A 15,653-nucleotide genomic window follows, 5' to 3' on the forward strand; every position below is an offset into this window, starting at 1 on the left:
GTAATGCAAAAGCTGGAGATCGTTTATAGACAGCTAACGGAGCTAACGCAGTATGCAAGGAACGCCCGCACCCATGATAAAGCGCAGGTAGGGCAATTAATCGCCAGCATCCGGGAATTTGGATGGACGAACCCGGTGCTGGTTGATGAAAACGGTGTGATTATCGCGGGGCATGGCCGCGTGATGGCTGCTGAGGAAATGGGCATGGATACCGTGCCCTGTATCACCCTGGCTGGACTGACGGGTGCCCAGAAGCGGGCATACCGACTGGCCGATAATCGTCTGCCGCTGAACGCCGGATGGAACGAGGAATTGCTGGCGCTGGAAGTGGAGACGCTCCAGGACGAGGGATTTAATATCGATCTGCTTGGCTTCAATGATTATGAGTTGAGCAAAATTTTTGAAACGGAAGCGGATAACCCTGCGGATCACTGGATCGGAATGCCTGATTTCGACCAGTCTGATGCAAACGGAGTCCGGCAGTTGATCGTACATTTTGAGACGGACGCTGACGTGAAGAATTTTGCTGAGCTGGTAGGGGCAAAAATCACGGACAAAACCAAATACATCTGGTATCCGCCCAAAGAGCGGGAGGATAAGAAAAGCAAGGTGTACGCGAGCGATGAATCCTGAATTCCCGCTGTATATCGTCAGCAAGGGGCGGGCTGACTCACGTCTGACGGCGAAAGCGCTGGAAAGTATGCGGGTGCCGTTCCTCATCGTGATAGAGGAACAGGAATACGGCCAGTACGCTGCGGTCATTGACCGAAAAAAAATCCTGGTACTCGATAAAAAATACCAGCGCGATTATGAGACCTGCGACGATCTGGGGTTGGAAAAAAGCGTTGGCCCCGGCGCAGCCAGAAATTTCGCCTGGGATCATGCTGTGGCTGGTGGCTATGCCTGGCATTGGGTGATGGATGACAACATCAGGCATTTTATGCGCCTCCACTGCAATAAGCGCCACATGGTGGCAGACGGGACGGTATTCCGCTGCATGGAAGATTTCGTATTGCGCTATGCCAATGTTGGGATGGCGGGCCCGAACTATGCCATGTTTGCCGCAGAGCGCGATAAGCTGCCGCCGTTCATCACCAACACCAGGATCTATTCCTGCAATCTGATACGCAACGATGTACCGTTCCGCTGGCGCGGCCGGTACAACGAGGACACGGATTTATCGCTGCGTATGCTGAAGGCGGGGTGGTGCACTATCCAGTTCAACGCGTTTTTGCAACAAAAAATCAATACCCAAAAAATTAAAGGCGGCAACACGGCAGAGTTTTACGCAAAGGAGGGGACGTATAACAAAAGCCGGATGCTGGCAGAGATGCATCCTGACGTTGCCCGCATGATGTACCGATTTGGCCGGGTACATCATTACGTTGATTACCGGCCATTTAAAAATCTGCGCCTGCGGCTCCGCGATGGCGTAACTCTCCCCGAGGGAACGAACGACTACGGCATGACGCTACGTAATCGAGAAACCGGGGGCATGCATGAACCTACCCGCCGAAAAAATCCAGGTGCTGGCCGCTCGCCGTCTCAGTGAGCAACAGATAGCTGACGTACTGGATATTGACCTGGACGAGCTGAAAACCGACAGGGAGCGTATACGGCGCTTCCGTGAAGCTATCAGAAAGGGAAGGGCGAAAGGGGAAGCAGAACTGCGCGGTGTGCTGTACCGGCGAGCCAGAAACGGAGACACAGCAGCATACAGTGAACTGGTAAGGCGCGAAAAACAGGACAGTGATTAATGAGCAAGCCGGATGAGAAAGCCATAGAGCGTGATTACTGTGCTGGCGTGCTTTCTCAACAGGCTGTTGCAGATAAGTACGGAATCACGCTGAAGGCTCTACGTTACCTGGCCGGAAAAATGGGTTGGGTACGAAAAAAAGGGGCCAAAAAAAATCAGAAAAAAACTGGGGCAAAAACGGGGCAAAAAAACGAGGGCAAAAAAAAATCTGCCCTAAAAAAAATTGCCCCGGAAATTCGCGATGACCGGGTATCAGAACAGGAAGAAAAAAAATCTGCGGATAATTTTTCTGACCTGAGTCTGGACCCGCAGGAATTCGGAATTTCTGAGCAACAGGCTCGTTTCGCTGAGTACGTCGCTATGGGGAAAAACCTGACGGAGGCATACCGGTTTGCGGGATATGAAGGACAGGGAGCGACAGCAAATTCTATCGCCAGCCGGCTGGTGAGAAATGCCAGGGTATCCCGTGCAATTCGCTGGCTCAGGGACAGGCGCCAGAAACGCCACGCGGCTGACCTGGACGAACTCGTACACCAGCTAATGGCTATCGCCACCGCAGATCCGAATGAGCTGACACAGTACCGCAGGGTTAACTGTCGTTACTGCTGGGGCGAAAACCATCTGTACCAGTGGCGGGATATTGCCGAATACGACAAAGCGGCGGCTATGGCAACAAAGGAAGGAAACCCGGAGCCGGAATATGGCGGACTGGGATTTGTCGATAACGCGCTACCTAATCCCGATTGCCCCAAGTGTTCGGGAGAGGGGCGGGGCCAGGTATTCATCGCTGACACAGGCATGATAGATGGCCCTGCCCGGTGGCTGTTTGCTGGCGTGAAGCAGACCAAAGAGGGATTACAGGTACTGATGCACGACCAGGACGCCGCCCGCCGGACTCTGCTGCAGGTTCTGACCCGTACTGATGCGCTCCGCAAGGGCGACGCAAATATCCCGTCTGGGTTTAATGATTTCTATGATGACAACATTTCGACCGAGCCTGAACCCGGCATTAAAAAACTTCTGGATGACGAAGGCGAGGAATAAGGTTTTATACGGTGGCCGCGCTTCTTCTAAATCGTGGGATGCTGCCGGATTCTCTATTTATCTTGCAAACAAATATCGGATTCGTGTGCTGTGCGTTCGTCAGATCCAGAACAAAATCGAGGAATCGGTTTATGCCCTGCTGAAAATCCAGATTGAGCGATTCGGGCTGCAAAGTCGGTTTCGTATACTGAAAAATAAAATCATCAACAAGGTGACGGGCAGCGAGTTTATCTTTTACGGCCTGAACCGGCATGTGGATGAGATCAAATCGCTGGAGAGTATCGACATTCTCTGGTGTGAAGAGGCCCACGGCTTAACGGCGGCGCAATGGGAAGTTCTGGAGCCCACTTTCCGTAAAGAGGGTTCGGAGTGCTGGTTTATCTTCAACCCGGGAATGATTCAGGATTTTGTCTGGCAGAATTTTGTGATCAACCCGCCGCCGTCCACGCTGATACGAAAAATAAATTTCGACGAAAATCCGTTTCTCAGTAATACAGCCACGGAGGTTATCAGGGCCGCAAAAATGCGTGACCCGGAAAACTTCAAACACGTTTATCTGGGCGTCCCCCGGGCGAATGACGATAGCTCTGTTATCAAAATGTCCTGGATACTGGCGGCCACAGATGCGCATATCAAACTGGATTTCAAACCGTCAGGAAAAAAACGCATCGGCTTCGATGTGGCCGACAGCGGCGACGACAAATGCGCGAACGTGTATTCGCATGGCTCTGTTATCTCCTGGGCTGACGAATGGCAGGCTGGCGAGGATGAGTTGATGAAAAGCTGCTCCCGTACATGGCGGGCGGCCCGCGAACGTCACGCGCAGGTCACCTACGACAGTATCGGCGTGGGGGCCGGTAGCGGCTCTAAATTCGCTGAACTGAATGCGGCATCCGATGGCTGGAAAGTCGAGTACCAGAAATTTAACGCCGGGGGCGGCGTCTGGGAGCCTGACGAAATATACCAGGACGATATTACTAACGGGGATATGTTCGCAAACCTCAAGGCTCAAACCTGGTGGGGTGTGGCCGACCGTTTCCGCAATACGTTCGACGCCGTGAAAAATAATCGGCGTGGCGTTTATCGCGACGACCAGTTGATCAGCATCGACAGCAATATCCCGTATTACCAGAAATTAATCACGGAACTCTGTACGCCGAAGCGGGATTTCGACGGCAACGGGCGCGTAAAGGTTGAGGCCAAACCCGACCTGGCGAAACGCGGTATCAAGTCACCGAACATTGCGGACGCCGGGATCATGTGTTTTTCACCGATTATTGTGCCGGACTGGAGCGGCTGGGCATGAAACTAAAATTCTGGTCGGGTGCTGCGGATAGCGCACCGGCAACGACTGAAAAAAAAGTGGCATCTGACGGTCTGGAAAACCTGATCAGCGGTTTGAATACGCTGGGGGATAAGCAGGCCCACACCCGCTATAAAACAGTGACGCGCCTCACTGATGACAAATGCGGAAATATGATGCGAGGAAGCTGGGCCGCTGGCAAAATGGCGCGCATACCTGGCGAGGATATGGTGCGAGAAGGCTGGTATATCTCAAGCGCCGCCTTGGGCGATAAAGAGGTGGCCGACATCAACAAAGCCGCCAGTCGCCTTTTGCTGCCGGAAAAGGTCATGAACGCCGTCGCATTCGGGCGTGCCTATGGCGGTGCTTTCCTGTTTGCCGGAAAGGCAGGGGAAACCAACCGCGAAGATCCGTTTGACGAACGCGAAATTCGCACCGGGGATACGCTCGCGCTGGCCCTGCTGGATAAAACAATGCTGTCGCCGGAAACGACGCAGATTGATACTGACCCCGGTTCGCCCACGTTCGGGGAGCCACTGCTGTACACCCTGAATAACTCCATGGTGAAAGTGCACCGTTCCCGCATGATGGGGTTTATTGGTAAGGCGCTCCCGTACCAGGAGTATCAGAAAAACGGCTACTGGCATGATTCGGTTTACCAGGATTCGCAGGACGCGATTATGCGTTACGACACGGCGGCGACAATTATTAACAGTCTGCTGCATGAGTCGAACAACGATGTAATGCGCATCAAAGATTTTACAAAAATGCTGTCAACAGAAGAGGGCGAAAAGACGATCAGGAAACGTTTTTCCCTGACTGCACTGATGAAAAGCACGGTAAATATGCTCCTGATGGATTCGAACGATGAGTATGACCGCAAGGCCATCTCGTTCGCCGGTATCAACGACATTCTGACTTCGTTTCGCTGTGACACTGCCGGGGCCGCCGATATCCCGTTAACCCGTTTTTTCGGCCAGTCTCCCGGTGGTATGAACTCAACCGGAGAGGCGGATCTGCGTAATTACTACGACATGATAGGATTCAGACAGGGGATTTTCCTCAAGCCCCACCTGATTCATTTTTACCGTCTGTTGTGTCTCTCACTGTTCGGAAAGGCGCCGGACGATCTGGATATTAATTTCCACCCACTTTGGCAAACAGACCCGAAAGACGAGGCCCAGACGAAACTCAATAACGCCCAGGCTGACCAGATTTACGTTGATATGGGGGCCGTGCGCGTGGCGACCGTCACCGGCGATCTGATCGCTAAAGAATCCTACTCGACGATAGGCAAAGACGACGAGCAGGCCGCTAAAGAGATGGACGATATTAATGATGATAACCGGTCATCTGACGGGGATGAGGGGCAAAACGAAAATAGCCCGCTACATCCTGACCCAGAAGCCGGGAGCAAAGACCCGACTTCTTAGGTTCGTAAAGCCCTCAGTTAAACCCCGTAATACCTATCAGCGCGATCTGCAGCGCTATATCGACACCCTGGCCGCCACGACAGAACAGCGAATTAATACCGTGCTTGCTACCGGATACCGGCGCGCAGCGGACGGTGTAGCGCTGGATGATGCGGGCATGATGGGGATGCTACGCAGCGTGTTCGAGGGGCTACAGGAAAGCGTTACGGGGCAGATTGCACGGTTTGCCCGCAGCACCGCAGGGCGGTTTATCGACGGCGCCTCGGAATCCGAATCCGCAGCGATGCGTAAAGCGTTCCGCAGTACGTTCGGCGTTGATGTTTCTTCGCTGCTGCTGGGCCAGACGTTCGATAAAAAATATCAGGACGAACTGGCCGTCGCACTGGAAGAAAACATCAGCCTGATTAAATCCATCCCCTCGCAGTACCTAGACAAGGTCGAGCGGGTGGTTATGTCTGGCGTTCGTGCCGGCAACCGTGCGACGGATATCGAAGGGGAAATTCAAAAAATCCACGGCCAGAGCCGTCGGCGCTGTCGCGTTATCGCCCGTGACCAGATGCAGAAAGTGGTTAATTCGCTGGATCTGGTGCGCGGGCGGGATATGGGGGTGGAGGAATACCAGTGGCGGACGGTTGAGGATGAACGAGTGCGCAAAACGCATGCATTTAACGATCTCAAATATTTTCGCCTTGATACGCCGCCCCCGATAACCGGCCACCCCGGCCATGATGTGCAATGCCGCTGTGTTAAGCGACTGCTGATCGAGATCTGACAATGAAACATTTTTTCGCGCTGGATGCGGTTTTCTCTCAACGAAAGAAAACGCCGCAGGGTTTTTTATCCGTGCCGTGCCGGATAGCACGGACGGGCGTACAGGAGTATTACCGCCGGGAATTCGGCCTGGACGGCAACCCGAACGAAGTGATCAAGGTTTACCGGCCACCGGATGAAGTTTTCGCCACTGACGCGCTGGCGTCGTTTGACGGTGTCCCCATTACCAACGATCACCCCCGGGAACTGGTCACGGCCGATAACTGGAAAAAGTACGCCATCGGTCACGTTTCGAATCCCCGCCGTGATGGTGACTATGTGGCCGCCGACCTGCTGTTTACCGACAAAACCGCGATTGACGCGATAGAGCGCGGCGAGAAGGGGGAGCTGTCCGGCGGCTATGAGTTCGAATTCGATTTTGAATATCAGTATCCGCAGGGCGTGGCCGCTGACACGGCCCAGACCACTATCCGGGGTAATCATGTTGCCCTGGTGCGCAAGGGCCGTGCTGGCCCGACAGTGCGAGTTTCAGACCATTCACCAGAAGGAAAACACCTCATGAAAATTGCTATCGACGGAATCCCGTTCGAGATGGAAGAACAGGCCGCCGCCGCAGTGGAAAAACTGATCGGGCAGGTGGGTGACAGTTCGCAAAAACTGGCCGCTGCGGATCAGGAAATTGCCAGCCTGAAAAAAGAGGTCGCCGATTTGAAAGCAAAATCCAGTGATGAAGCCCTGGAACAGCGAGCGACCGAACTGGCGGCAGAAAAAACGGATCGTAGCCGTCTCGCTGAACTGGCTAAGGATGCTGCGGCCGGTTCGGTGATTAAAGCGGTGATCGGCGACAAAAAAGCCGAGGACGCCGATATTTCTGCCGTTCGTACCGCGTTGCGCGTCCTGGATGCCCAGGGAGTGAAGGGGAAGCAGGGACAGCAGAAAAAAGCGACCGACACACAGCCGGATAATTTCGGCAAGGCGTTTACTCAGGCGAACGATGCGGAAAAAACCGTATCGGCCCGCGACAGCTATATCAACGGTTTTGAACGGAGTGCGAAATGATTACTGAATTTAACGATGGCTCAGTAAAAATGTTTGCTGGCATGGTGCTGAAGGCGGGCGGCCAGTACAACGATGGAATGCTGATGGATGAGACGATCGAACCGGGGACTGTGGTTGGCACAGTGCCGGACGATTCGGCAGGTGGCTATAACGGACGCTCGGCGCAGGAACTCAGTGACCAGACTCCGATTGCCGGGATTGTAACGGCAGATGCCCGTTCCGGAATGCGCAAATATCGTCAGTTTGGCCCTGTCCCGGTACTACGAGACGGTTTTATCTGTGTTGTAGCGCAGACGGACGTTACTGCCGGCGATCTGGTCGGTTATGACGCCACCGGCAAAATTGGCGCGGCTGATGGTGAAACCGGATCTGGTGGTGGTTCCTCCGGCAGCTATTTTGCACTGGGCCCGAACTGCATTTTTCTGGACGATGCTGCCGCCGGTGAAGAAGTCCCGATCCGCATCCTCCTGTAATTCCCCGTTTCCCCTGGCGCCCTGCGGGGCGTTTCTTTTTTCAAGGATAAATTATGCCTAAGTATGCTTTTGACGCTGCCCGTAAGGCGGCGTTTGATTCCGTTCTGTCTCAGATTACGGGTGCTAACGAGGTTCTGCGCCAGTACGGGGCGGATTCCATGCTGGATCTGTTCACTGATGTGGAATCCAAAATCTATGAGCAGCCGGTTATGCCGCTGCTGTTCCGTGAGCTGGTGCCGATTAACACTACCCAGCGTCCTGGTGTTGACGCCATTCAGTTCCACATCGCAAAAATGGTCGGGAGTTCAAATACCGGTGAAGGCTCCAGCGCATCGGCAATTAACCGCGTGCAGGTGAAATTTGAGCCTGAAACTATTCAGGTGAAAAAAGACACCGTTTCGTACAGTTACACGCTGGACGAACTGGAGGCCACCGCACGCTTTGGCGGTCAGCTTGATACCCGCAGTGCAAAAGCGGCGCGTACCGTTTCCGAACAGAGCATGAACCAGACCATGCTTTACGGCTGGGGCAACAAGAAGAACGATCGCGCTTATTGTGGCCTGTTTAACTCGCCGGATGTTGAAGTCGTCAAAGCGTCGGGGGGCTGGCTGAATGAAGACGGCACCGGTAACGCTAAGGCAATTCTGGGGACCATTAACCGGGCTATCGGTAGCATCATGAAGCGTACCGGCGGTGATGTGTCCTATCTGCCGGATTATATGCCTATGCCGACTGCGGCGCTCTCTGTGATGGGGGACCAGATTTCCGACGGCTCCAGCGATTCTATCCTGTCCTGGGTGTCGAAAAATAATATCGCCACGCTCCAGTCTGGCAAGCCGTTGAAGTTCCGCGCCGCTCCCGGTCTGGATACTGCGGGCGAAAATGGCCGTGCTCTGCTTTATTCCAACAATGAGGAATTTATCTATGCGGCACTGACCCGTGCCCTGGATTTTATCGCGCCTCAGTGGGATGGTTTTAACATCAAAGTGCCGGGGCGTTTCGCTTGCACTGGCGCGGTATTTGTTCAGCCGTACACCGCCGTGTATGTGGATGGCATTCTTGGGGCGGCTACTCAAGCCTATAACCTCAAGCTGAACAAAGAAGGCCAGGAGCGCGTGGAAGCCCTGAAAGCCGGTGAAGACACGAAGAAATAATCACAGCCCTCGTAATGAGGGCTTTTTTATGGGTGGCTTATGGCTGATTTGACTATTTCACGATTTCGGGCGCGATTCCCGGAATTCAGCGCTGCACCGGATGAGATGGTGCAGATAGCGATGGATGACGCCCGCCCACTGGTGAACAAACGCCGGTTCGGCGCCACGTTTGAGCAGGGCTGGGCCAACCTGGCCGCTGCCTTTTTGCTGAGTATGACGCAGGCCAGCGGTGACGATGGTAGCGGAGAGGGCGGAACGGCCAGCACACTACCGGTGACGCAGCAGACAGCCGGAAAGGTGTCGTTCCAGACGGCGGCCCCAGCGAATACCAGCGGTGATGAATTCGATGCCTGGCTGTCTACGTCAACCTATGGCCTCCGGTACCTGGCGCTGCGAAAACTGGCCGGGATGGGGGCGATGGTTGTGCCGGGATTCCGGGGAGGTTGTTGTGGGGGATTCTGACCGACCGGGGAGGGAGAAACTGGCCGCGCTGATGGAACGGATGGCCTCAATGCGTGGTGCTGAGGTTCGGGTGGGAATTCCCCGCGCCGCGAACGCCAGAAAACGCCAGGATGATTCCCCACTGGGGAATGCTGCGTTGATGGCTGTTCATGAGTACGGGGCGACCATCAATGTACCAGCGCGTCAGGCATCCATTACCCGGCAAATCCGTGCCGATGGTTCGTTTTCCTATAGTGGCCGTTTCCGGAAAAAGGGAAATTTTCAGAGCTTCCACCTGATACCGGCTCACACCATCACGATCCCGGAGCGTTCCGTTTTCCGTTACACATTCCACCAGCAGAAATATTTTAACCAGCAGATGCGCCGTCTGGCGCGTCAGGTTATGCGTGGGGAAATATCCCGGAATGCGGCATTAAATCGTCTGGGGGCGTATGCACAGGGGAAACTGCGTGGGGCATTCACTGACGGACACATGACGCCGAATGCGCCTTCGACGATACGGCGTAAAGGCTCCAGTAAGCCACTGATTGACACCGGCAGTCTGCGCCAGGCTATCACGTTCATTCTGACCGGGGAGGGCAGCGGATGATACCGGATGTTCGACGGGTCGTTACCGGCCCAATGAGCCGACGCTTCACTGTCACCCACCCGGGAACGAATGACTGGAGCAGCGGCGGAGAGAGTAGTAATCGGGGCGTTATCCATCCTGCAGATAATGACGCCCTGGAATTTTTACCCGAAGGAACGCGGATTCAGGACGCGATCGTGATTATGGCCGCCCGTCGCCTGAGTTTTGGCGATGTGGTGCCCTGGCACGGCGAGAACTGGCGCGTAACTCATGCACAGGATTACAGCGATTATGGCTATTACTATGCGGTCGCGGTTCGAGCTGGAGCGCCTGCGAGTCCTGATAGCGGAGGGTTTGGGAATTTCTGATGTGCTGCTCGGGGATACTGGCCACAAAATCCCGAAGGGGGCATTTATTACCCTGCGGGAAATTTCCAGCGTGGAACTGGGGATTCCTGAGCGGCGCCAGATTTCAGACACCGAAGAGGAAATTCGCCAGCATAACCAGCTACTGGTCAGCGCTCAGGCCTATGGCCCTGGTGCAATGGCCGTACTCAATGCCCTGTCGGCCTGGCTGGCCTCCACGCCAGGTATGGAGGCGCTGGCGTCCATTGATACCAGCTCACCCACCTGCACGCTACCGCGCAATATTTCCGGTGCCGTTCCGTCCGGTTGGGAACAGCGGGCGGCTATGGAAATCACCCTGACATACTCGGCCAGGTACGCCGTAGCGCTACCCATTATCGAAACCGTCCCCGTCTGTATTGCTACCGCAGAGGGATCGATTAATTTTGAAATTGAGAGGTAATCATGTCCCTGAATATCAGTGACGTTATTTCCGTGATTGTGAATCCGCCCGCGGATGTGGTTTCCGCTGCGGATTTTGGCACGGTGGTTTTATTCACAACGGAATCGGAAAGGCTGGGCGGGGATACGTACCGAAAGTACGGCTCTCTGAAGGCATTTCAGGCGGATTTTCCTGAAGTGTCGGATACGCTGACGGGAACCGCCGAGATTTTTTTCCAGCAGACTTCACGCCCACAATATTTGTACGTTGCTCGCTGGGACACGGACACCAGTGGTGATCCGATCCCCCTGGCTGATGCCTATGAAACCCTGAATGCCGAATGGTCTGGATGGTACTGCGGCGTGCCTGTCGGGGTATCGCTCGACAGTATGGACCTTGAAGATGCCTGTTCATGGATTCAGGCGTCCGGGAAAATCCAGGCTATCACGCTGAACGATATCAGCGACGAAGCGCTGGAGTCGTTTAAGACGCTGGCCGAAACGCAGTATTACCGTACTCTGGTCCTGGCCGACAGTACGAAAATAGCGCCAGCCGTGCAAAGTGTGGTGTCTGTCGCTGCGCTGCTGTGCTCTATTAATTTCAGCGCGCAGAATTCCATGATCACCCTGAAATTTAAATCCCTGCCTGGCGTGACCTCTGATACCAGTGTTACCTCGTCGATTGCGGCGAAACTCGATGCGCTGGGGATCAACTACTACACGGATTACGGTACGAAGTCGATGCTGGCCGAGGGCTGGATGCTGGGACAGGTTTACTGGGCTGATGAGGTAATCGGCCTGGACTGGCTCCAGAATAAAATCCAGACCAACGTGTTTAACGCGCTGGCAATTCTGCCAAAAATCCCGCTTTCCGATGCCGGTGTGGCTACCGTGTGCGGCTATATCGATAAGGTTATGCGCTTGGCCGTGAATAATGGCCTGGTCGGCCCCGGAGAATGGGCCGGTGGTGCAGTCGGAGAGGTTGCCACCGGCGATTACCTGGAAAACGGCTATTACATCTATGCCGAACCGGTTTCATCCCTGTCAGCCGACGATAAAAAAAATCGTAAGTGCCCGCCGATCACAGTCTGCGCGATTCTGGCTGGTGCTATTCATTCGGTGCAGATCACAGTAAATACGGAGCGTTAATCGTGTCACGTTTTGATATCAAACAGGTTCACCTCATGTTGAATGAGCGCGTGATCACCGGCTTTACTTCCGAAAATAACGCCATTGATTACAAATATGCGAATGACGCAGGGGAATACGCTATCGGCGCCCACGGCGCAGGGGTATTTGTTGCCAACCCGAACGAATCCACGATTCTGACGATCAGGCTGTTACAGCATCACCCGGATAATGCCTGGCTGAGCCAGCAGCGGGCGCTACAGCGAAAGGATTTGAAATCTTTCACACCAATGGCGTTGATTATTACCGACCTGATGAACGCCGATGTGGCGACAGGCTCGCGAGGCTTCTTTACCGCGTTGCCTGCGTACACACGTGGCGCCCAGCATAACGCGAACGTGTTTACTATCGCGTTTGAAACGGGCTCGATGAATCTGATGCCGGGGATTGATAACTGATGGAATCCAGAAAAATTATCACCCTCGACGGGGTGGAATACGTGATGACGCCGGTAAACGCGGTGCAGGGGTGGGCCAATCTCCAGAAAATGCTGGGGGCCATTGGCCGCAGTAAGATGATGAACGGCGGCGATGGCTCGATGGCAACGGCTATCGCGCTGGCGTTCTCCGTCATGGACGGTAAGGAACTGGCGGAGCTTCAGCGTATGGTTCTGGAAAGCACCGTTGTAAAAGCGGATGGCGCGATGCCGTTTAAGCTGGTGGACCAGGCCGAAACCCATTTCAATACCTGGCGGGCACACCTCCCGCAGTTGCTGGTGGAGGGGGCTCTGTATCAGTTTGAGGATTTTTTTACTGGTATCCGCGCCACGCTGGGAAGTTTGTTTCCGGGGATGGGGGCAGTGCTGGAATTCCTGAACAAGGCGCGGGAGGCGGTGGGGGAAGTCCCATTATCCGGGATGGAGACGGAACCGGCACAGACTGGCTCATCTGGACACCCGTCGTCCGACGATTCGCCACGTTCACCGAACTGAAAACCGTCTACACGCTGAGTGATTTGCTGGCTCTGCATGACGCGATCGGTGAGTTTGATGAAGCTCGCCAGGCTGATTTGGATGAAGAATAACCCCGGTTTATGACCGGGGCTAACCTTAGCTGGAATAAAGTTATGGCCTTAATTGATGAATTTCTCTATGCGCTTGGATTTCAGGCTGATCTCCGTGGCGGCCAGGCATTCGATGAACAGCTACAGCAAATCGGAGATCATGGAGAAAGTACCCGGGGATCACTTCTTAAAACTATCACCGCTGCGAATTTGCTGTCGTCCGCTTTTGAAAAAGGGGCAGAGATGGCAAAGGAACTGGGTGCCGAGTTTGTCCATACCGCGAAGGAAATGGAGGATACGAAGATCACTCTTGAGTCGATGTATACCACAGCGGCGGAGGGTGAAGAGCGTTTCCGGTGGCTGCTGCAGTTTTCCAGGGATAACCCGGTTATGGGATTCGAGGCCGCCAAAGAAACTTTTATGGCGCTAAAAAATAATGGCATAGAGCCGACCGCCGGGGCACTAAAAGCCCTGGGAGATGCTATGTCGGCTATGCCGGAAGTTGGAAAGATGATCCCGCAGGGTCTGGCCGAACTGATCGAGGGGCGTTATAACGCGGGCGGCGTGCTTTCGCCGCTGATTAATCTACACGGCTCGGGAAAAAACAGGGTTTATGAAGGTTCATACGTAAACCGAAAGGGAGAGAAAGTCGAAGTCGAGCTGGATTTTAATAACGCAGAAAAAGCGACAGATCAGTTTATGCAGATTATGCGGGAACGCTTTGACGGCACCATGAATGCGCATAGCAAGACGATGACGGGGCTGGTTGCTCGCTGGAGTAGCGACTGGATGATGTTCCAGAAGGATATTATGGATAATCATGTATTCGCTGCACTTGAAGAAGAATTATCACGGCTGCTCGATGAGTGGGAAAGTTTTACAAAATCCCCCGATGCAAAAATTTTGCTATCTACCGTGAGCCAGATGCTAACCATGATAGTAAAACTTCTGGGGGAGGGGATCCGGCTTACTGCTCAGGTTGTGGAGTGGTTTGCAAAATGGATGGGAAGCGCAAACAGCATTGCTTTTATTCTGGGTTCTATGTTTGTGATCAGCAAATGGCAAACCATCATTGGGCTGGTCATCTCGCTTGGCCGATATCTGCGTGAAGTTGCCGTAGCCCTGTCGCTGGTGGCCGCTGGCGAAGAGACGGTAACGGCGCTGGGCCTGCTGATGGATGCCGTTCTTGCCCCAATAGCACTAATCCCGATAGCCATTACCGCTGCCATTGCTGCAATCGCTGTACTCATTACGCAGTGGAAAAAATTTAAGGATGGATTTACCACAGGGTGGGTTGACCGCTTTTTCCTGTATATCAGCGATGCTATGGCGCGGTTTGGCGCAATGCTCGACTGGCTGGGCGCAAAAGCACAAATCGGCATTTTAAAAATGTTGAGTTACCTCCCCGGCGGACTTTCCGACGACCAGCAAAAACATCTGGGGACGCTGCAAAAAGAATACGGCATGAGTGAAGGTGAATATGAGGATGCAGCGGCCCGAAAAAATCGCGAGTCGCACCGACAGGATCAGCAACGTGCTCAGCTTATTCAAAAGGCGCATGACGCCAGACCTGATTTAGATCGTGGGCAGCTTCTCGCCTATATCAGTAAAAGCTCTCCTGATGAGTATAAGCAACTGATCGAGCCGATGTTGATTCATGGGGGAGCGCCCAAGCTTGCCGCTCCTGGCGGCCAGACAGTTAATAATCGGGTGCAGCAGAACCGGACAGAAACGAATTCAATCAGCATTAACAGTATGGTCGTCCAGGCCAATGATCCGAAGGAGTTTTCCAACGCTCTGGCAAAAGAAGCAAGCAAATCCGGTGACGCGCTGGGCTCCACAATGCTGAATTTTGGTTTACCTGCGGGGATGCGGCCATGAGTGATGTAGCGGTAACGACAAAAGTTGGTACGTTTGTTTTCGATGTTGTAACAGAAGAAAACCATCATTCGGAACTAAAAGTGACGGATAACCCCGTCGAGTCCGGATCGCAAATTTCCGACCACGCCGTTTTAATGCCCAGACCGTTCGAAGTAACCGGAATCATGGTTGATTTTAATCCGGCGGACTCGTTGTTTAATCAGCTTGCCGAGGAAAATTATATCCGTGAACCTGGCTTCATCGACAACGTTCCGATTCCCGGGCTTAAAAATATGACTTCTCAGGCCGTTAGCTTGGCGAACAGGGCGCTGGATCAGGTTGCCTCAGCGGCCAGCTCTTTGGTTGGGGGCGTCAGTGGGCAGCGTGCCCTGGCGCAATGGCTGCCGTCGCTGGCGAATAACGATGCGACAGACCTTGCAACAAGCGATCAGCGCGTGGCCGATGCGTTAGCGGCGTTGCGCAGTATGCAACAGTCCGCCGTTCCCATCACAATCACAACCCAGACGGCGACGTATGAGCAGTGCCTGATTTTGAATGTGGATGTGAGATTCAGCCGCAGCGGTTCGGCGGAGTTCAGCCTGAAATGCCGGGAAATTTTTATTACGACGACACAAACTGCCAGTGGGTTAAAAGTCCCGTCTACCGGGAAGAGTGCCGGAAGAACGGCGAAGCAGGCGGCAAAAGCCGTCGATAAGGGAACGGTTCAGCCTGAAAAAATAGATTTGAAGGCCAACGATAAACTAAACAGCCAGCTGGAATCTCTGGGGCTTTAGC

General features: G+C 54.0%; 19 protein-coding genes. All 19 read left to right on the plus strand.

The window, feature by feature from the left end:
* Nucleotides 1-3 precede the first annotated feature (3 nt).
* The gene (locus SFA31_RS13135; RefSeq protein ID WP_322838383.1) at nt 4-633 is read left to right on the plus strand and encodes a ParB/Srx family N-terminal domain-containing protein; all 630 of its coding nucleotides are present in this window, start codon (nt 4-6) and stop codon (nt 631-633) included.
* Nucleotides 623-1,552 carry a hypothetical protein gene (locus SFA31_RS13140; protein WP_322838384.1) on the plus strand — a complete coding sequence of 310 codons (930 nt, stop codon included), beginning with the start codon at nt 623-625 and terminating at the stop codon, nt 1,550-1,552. Before SFA31_RS13135 ends, SFA31_RS13140 begins: the two co-directional genes overlap by 11 nt.
* Nucleotides 1,500-1,757: a hypothetical protein gene (locus SFA31_RS13145; RefSeq protein ID WP_322838385.1), complete on the plus strand. Its 258-nt coding sequence runs from the start codon at nt 1,500-1,502 to the stop codon at nt 1,755-1,757. The genes SFA31_RS13140 and SFA31_RS13145 overlap by 53 nt, the downstream gene beginning before the upstream one ends.
* Entirely contained in the window at nt 1,757-2,800 is a 1,044-nt protein-coding gene (locus tag SFA31_RS13150) for a terminase small subunit (RefSeq protein ID WP_322838386.1), read from the plus strand. The genes SFA31_RS13145 and SFA31_RS13150 overlap by 1 nt, the downstream gene beginning before the upstream one ends.
* The gene (locus tag SFA31_RS13155) at nt 2,724-4,106 is read left to right on the plus strand and encodes a PBSX family phage terminase large subunit (protein ID WP_416208356.1); all 1,383 of its coding nucleotides are present in this window, start codon (nt 2,724-2,726) and stop codon (nt 4,104-4,106) included. The genes SFA31_RS13150 and SFA31_RS13155 overlap by 77 nt, the downstream gene beginning before the upstream one ends.
* A complete protein-coding gene (locus SFA31_RS13160) occupies nt 4,103-5,536 on the plus strand; it encodes an anti-CBASS protein Acb1 family protein (protein ID WP_322838388.1) in 1,434 nt (477 codons plus the stop codon). Before SFA31_RS13155 ends, SFA31_RS13160 begins: the two co-directional genes overlap by 4 nt.
* A complete protein-coding gene (locus tag SFA31_RS13165; RefSeq protein WP_322838389.1) occupies nt 5,439-6,308 on the plus strand; it encodes a phage minor head protein in 870 nt (289 codons plus the stop codon). Before SFA31_RS13160 ends, SFA31_RS13165 begins: the two co-directional genes overlap by 98 nt.
* A 2-nt stretch (nt 6,309-6,310) precedes the next feature.
* On the plus strand, nt 6,311-7,366 hold the full coding sequence (locus SFA31_RS13170) for a DUF2213 domain-containing protein (RefSeq protein WP_322838390.1): 1,056 nt from the start codon (nt 6,311-6,313) through the stop codon (nt 7,364-7,366).
* Complete coding sequence (locus SFA31_RS13175; RefSeq protein WP_322838391.1) at nt 7,363-7,839, plus strand: hypothetical protein; 477 nt, start codon at nt 7,363-7,365, stop codon at nt 7,837-7,839. Before SFA31_RS13170 ends, SFA31_RS13175 begins: the two co-directional genes overlap by 4 nt.
* Before the next feature lie 53 nt (nt 7,840-7,892).
* A complete protein-coding gene (locus SFA31_RS13180) occupies nt 7,893-8,993 on the plus strand; it encodes a major capsid family protein (RefSeq protein ID WP_322838392.1) in 1,101 nt (366 codons plus the stop codon).
* A gap of 39 nt (nt 8,994-9,032) precedes the next feature.
* Entirely contained in the window at nt 9,033-9,455 is a 423-nt protein-coding gene (locus tag SFA31_RS13185) for a DUF4054 domain-containing protein (RefSeq protein ID WP_322838393.1), read from the plus strand.
* The gene (locus SFA31_RS13190) at nt 9,442-10,044 is read left to right on the plus strand and encodes a hypothetical protein (protein ID WP_322838394.1); all 603 of its coding nucleotides are present in this window, start codon (nt 9,442-9,444) and stop codon (nt 10,042-10,044) included. Before SFA31_RS13185 ends, SFA31_RS13190 begins: the two co-directional genes overlap by 14 nt.
* Complete coding sequence (locus SFA31_RS13195; RefSeq protein WP_322838395.1) at nt 10,041-10,391, plus strand: hypothetical protein; 351 nt, start codon at nt 10,041-10,043, stop codon at nt 10,389-10,391. The genes SFA31_RS13190 and SFA31_RS13195 overlap by 4 nt, the downstream gene beginning before the upstream one ends.
* Nucleotides 10,315-10,830 (plus strand): LIC_12616 family protein, encoded by a 516-nt coding sequence (locus tag SFA31_RS13200; RefSeq protein WP_322838396.1) that lies wholly within the window; start codon nt 10,315-10,317, stop codon nt 10,828-10,830. Before SFA31_RS13195 ends, SFA31_RS13200 begins: the two co-directional genes overlap by 77 nt.
* A 2-nt stretch (nt 10,831-10,832) precedes the next feature.
* Nucleotides 10,833-11,957, plus strand: coding sequence for a DUF3383 family protein (locus tag SFA31_RS13205; RefSeq protein ID WP_322838397.1), 1,125 nt, complete (start codon nt 10,833-10,835; stop codon nt 11,955-11,957).
* 2 nt (nt 11,958-11,959) lie between these two features.
* Nucleotides 11,960-12,394, plus strand: coding sequence for a phage protein (locus SFA31_RS13210; RefSeq protein ID WP_322838398.1), 435 nt, complete (start codon nt 11,960-11,962; stop codon nt 12,392-12,394).
* Nucleotides 12,394-12,927 carry a phage tail assembly chaperone gene (locus tag SFA31_RS13215; RefSeq protein ID WP_322838399.1) on the plus strand — a complete coding sequence of 178 codons (534 nt, stop codon included), beginning with the start codon at nt 12,394-12,396 and terminating at the stop codon, nt 12,925-12,927. Before SFA31_RS13210 ends, SFA31_RS13215 begins: the two co-directional genes overlap by 1 nt.
* A 134-nt stretch (nt 12,928-13,061) precedes the next feature.
* Complete coding sequence (locus tag SFA31_RS13220) at nt 13,062-14,879, plus strand: hypothetical protein (protein WP_322838400.1); 1,818 nt, start codon at nt 13,062-13,064, stop codon at nt 14,877-14,879.
* Nucleotides 14,876-15,652 (plus strand): phage baseplate protein, encoded by a 777-nt coding sequence (locus tag SFA31_RS13225; protein ID WP_322838401.1) that lies wholly within the window; start codon nt 14,876-14,878, stop codon nt 15,650-15,652. The genes SFA31_RS13220 and SFA31_RS13225 overlap by 4 nt, the downstream gene beginning before the upstream one ends.
* Nucleotide 15,653: the final 1 nt, after the last annotated feature.

Origin of the sequence: Erwinia sp. HR93, assembly GCF_034555055.1 — a bacterium.
Classification (GTDB): Bacteria; Pseudomonadota; Gammaproteobacteria; order Enterobacterales; family Enterobacteriaceae; genus Apirhabdus; species Apirhabdus apintestini.

Coding starts and splice junctions, on each gene's coding strand:
- SFA31_RS13150 (WP_322838386.1), top strand. CDS start 1,757: ATGAGCAAGCCGGATGAGAAAGCCATAGAGCGTGATTACTGTGCTGGC.
- SFA31_RS13180 (WP_322838392.1), top strand. CDS start 7,893: ATGCCTAAGTATGCTTTTGACGCTGCCCGTAAGGCGGCGTTTGATTCC.
- SFA31_RS13145 (WP_322838385.1), top strand. CDS start 1,500: ATGAACCTACCCGCCGAAAAAATCCAGGTGCTGGCCGCTCGCCGTCTC.
- SFA31_RS13175 (WP_322838391.1), top strand. CDS start 7,363: ATGATTACTGAATTTAACGATGGCTCAGTAAAAATGTTTGCTGGCATG.
- SFA31_RS13170 (WP_322838390.1), top strand. CDS start 6,311: ATGAAACATTTTTTCGCGCTGGATGCGGTTTTCTCTCAACGAAAGAAA.
- SFA31_RS13185 (WP_322838393.1), top strand. CDS start 9,033: ATGGCTGATTTGACTATTTCACGATTTCGGGCGCGATTCCCGGAATTC.
- SFA31_RS13160 (WP_322838388.1), top strand. CDS start 4,103: ATGAAACTAAAATTCTGGTCGGGTGCTGCGGATAGCGCACCGGCAACG.
- SFA31_RS13165 (WP_322838389.1), top strand. CDS start 5,439: ATGATGATAACCGGTCATCTGACGGGGATGAGGGGCAAAACGAAAATA.
- SFA31_RS13225 (WP_322838401.1), top strand. CDS start 14,876: ATGAGTGATGTAGCGGTAACGACAAAAGTTGGTACGTTTGTTTTCGAT.
- SFA31_RS13200 (WP_322838396.1), top strand. CDS start 10,315: ATGGCTATTACTATGCGGTCGCGGTTCGAGCTGGAGCGCCTGCGAGTC.
- SFA31_RS13205 (WP_322838397.1), top strand. CDS start 10,833: ATGTCCCTGAATATCAGTGACGTTATTTCCGTGATTGTGAATCCGCCC.
- SFA31_RS13140 (WP_322838384.1), top strand. CDS start 623: ATGAATCCTGAATTCCCGCTGTATATCGTCAGCAAGGGGCGGGCTGAC.
- SFA31_RS13220 (WP_322838400.1), top strand. CDS start 13,062: ATGGCCTTAATTGATGAATTTCTCTATGCGCTTGGATTTCAGGCTGAT.
- SFA31_RS13135 (WP_322838383.1), top strand. CDS start 4: ATGCAAAAGCTGGAGATCGTTTATAGACAGCTAACGGAGCTAACGCAG.
- SFA31_RS13215 (WP_322838399.1), top strand. CDS start 12,394: ATGGAATCCAGAAAAATTATCACCCTCGACGGGGTGGAATACGTGATG.
- SFA31_RS13195 (WP_322838395.1), top strand. CDS start 10,041: ATGATACCGGATGTTCGACGGGTCGTTACCGGCCCAATGAGCCGACGC.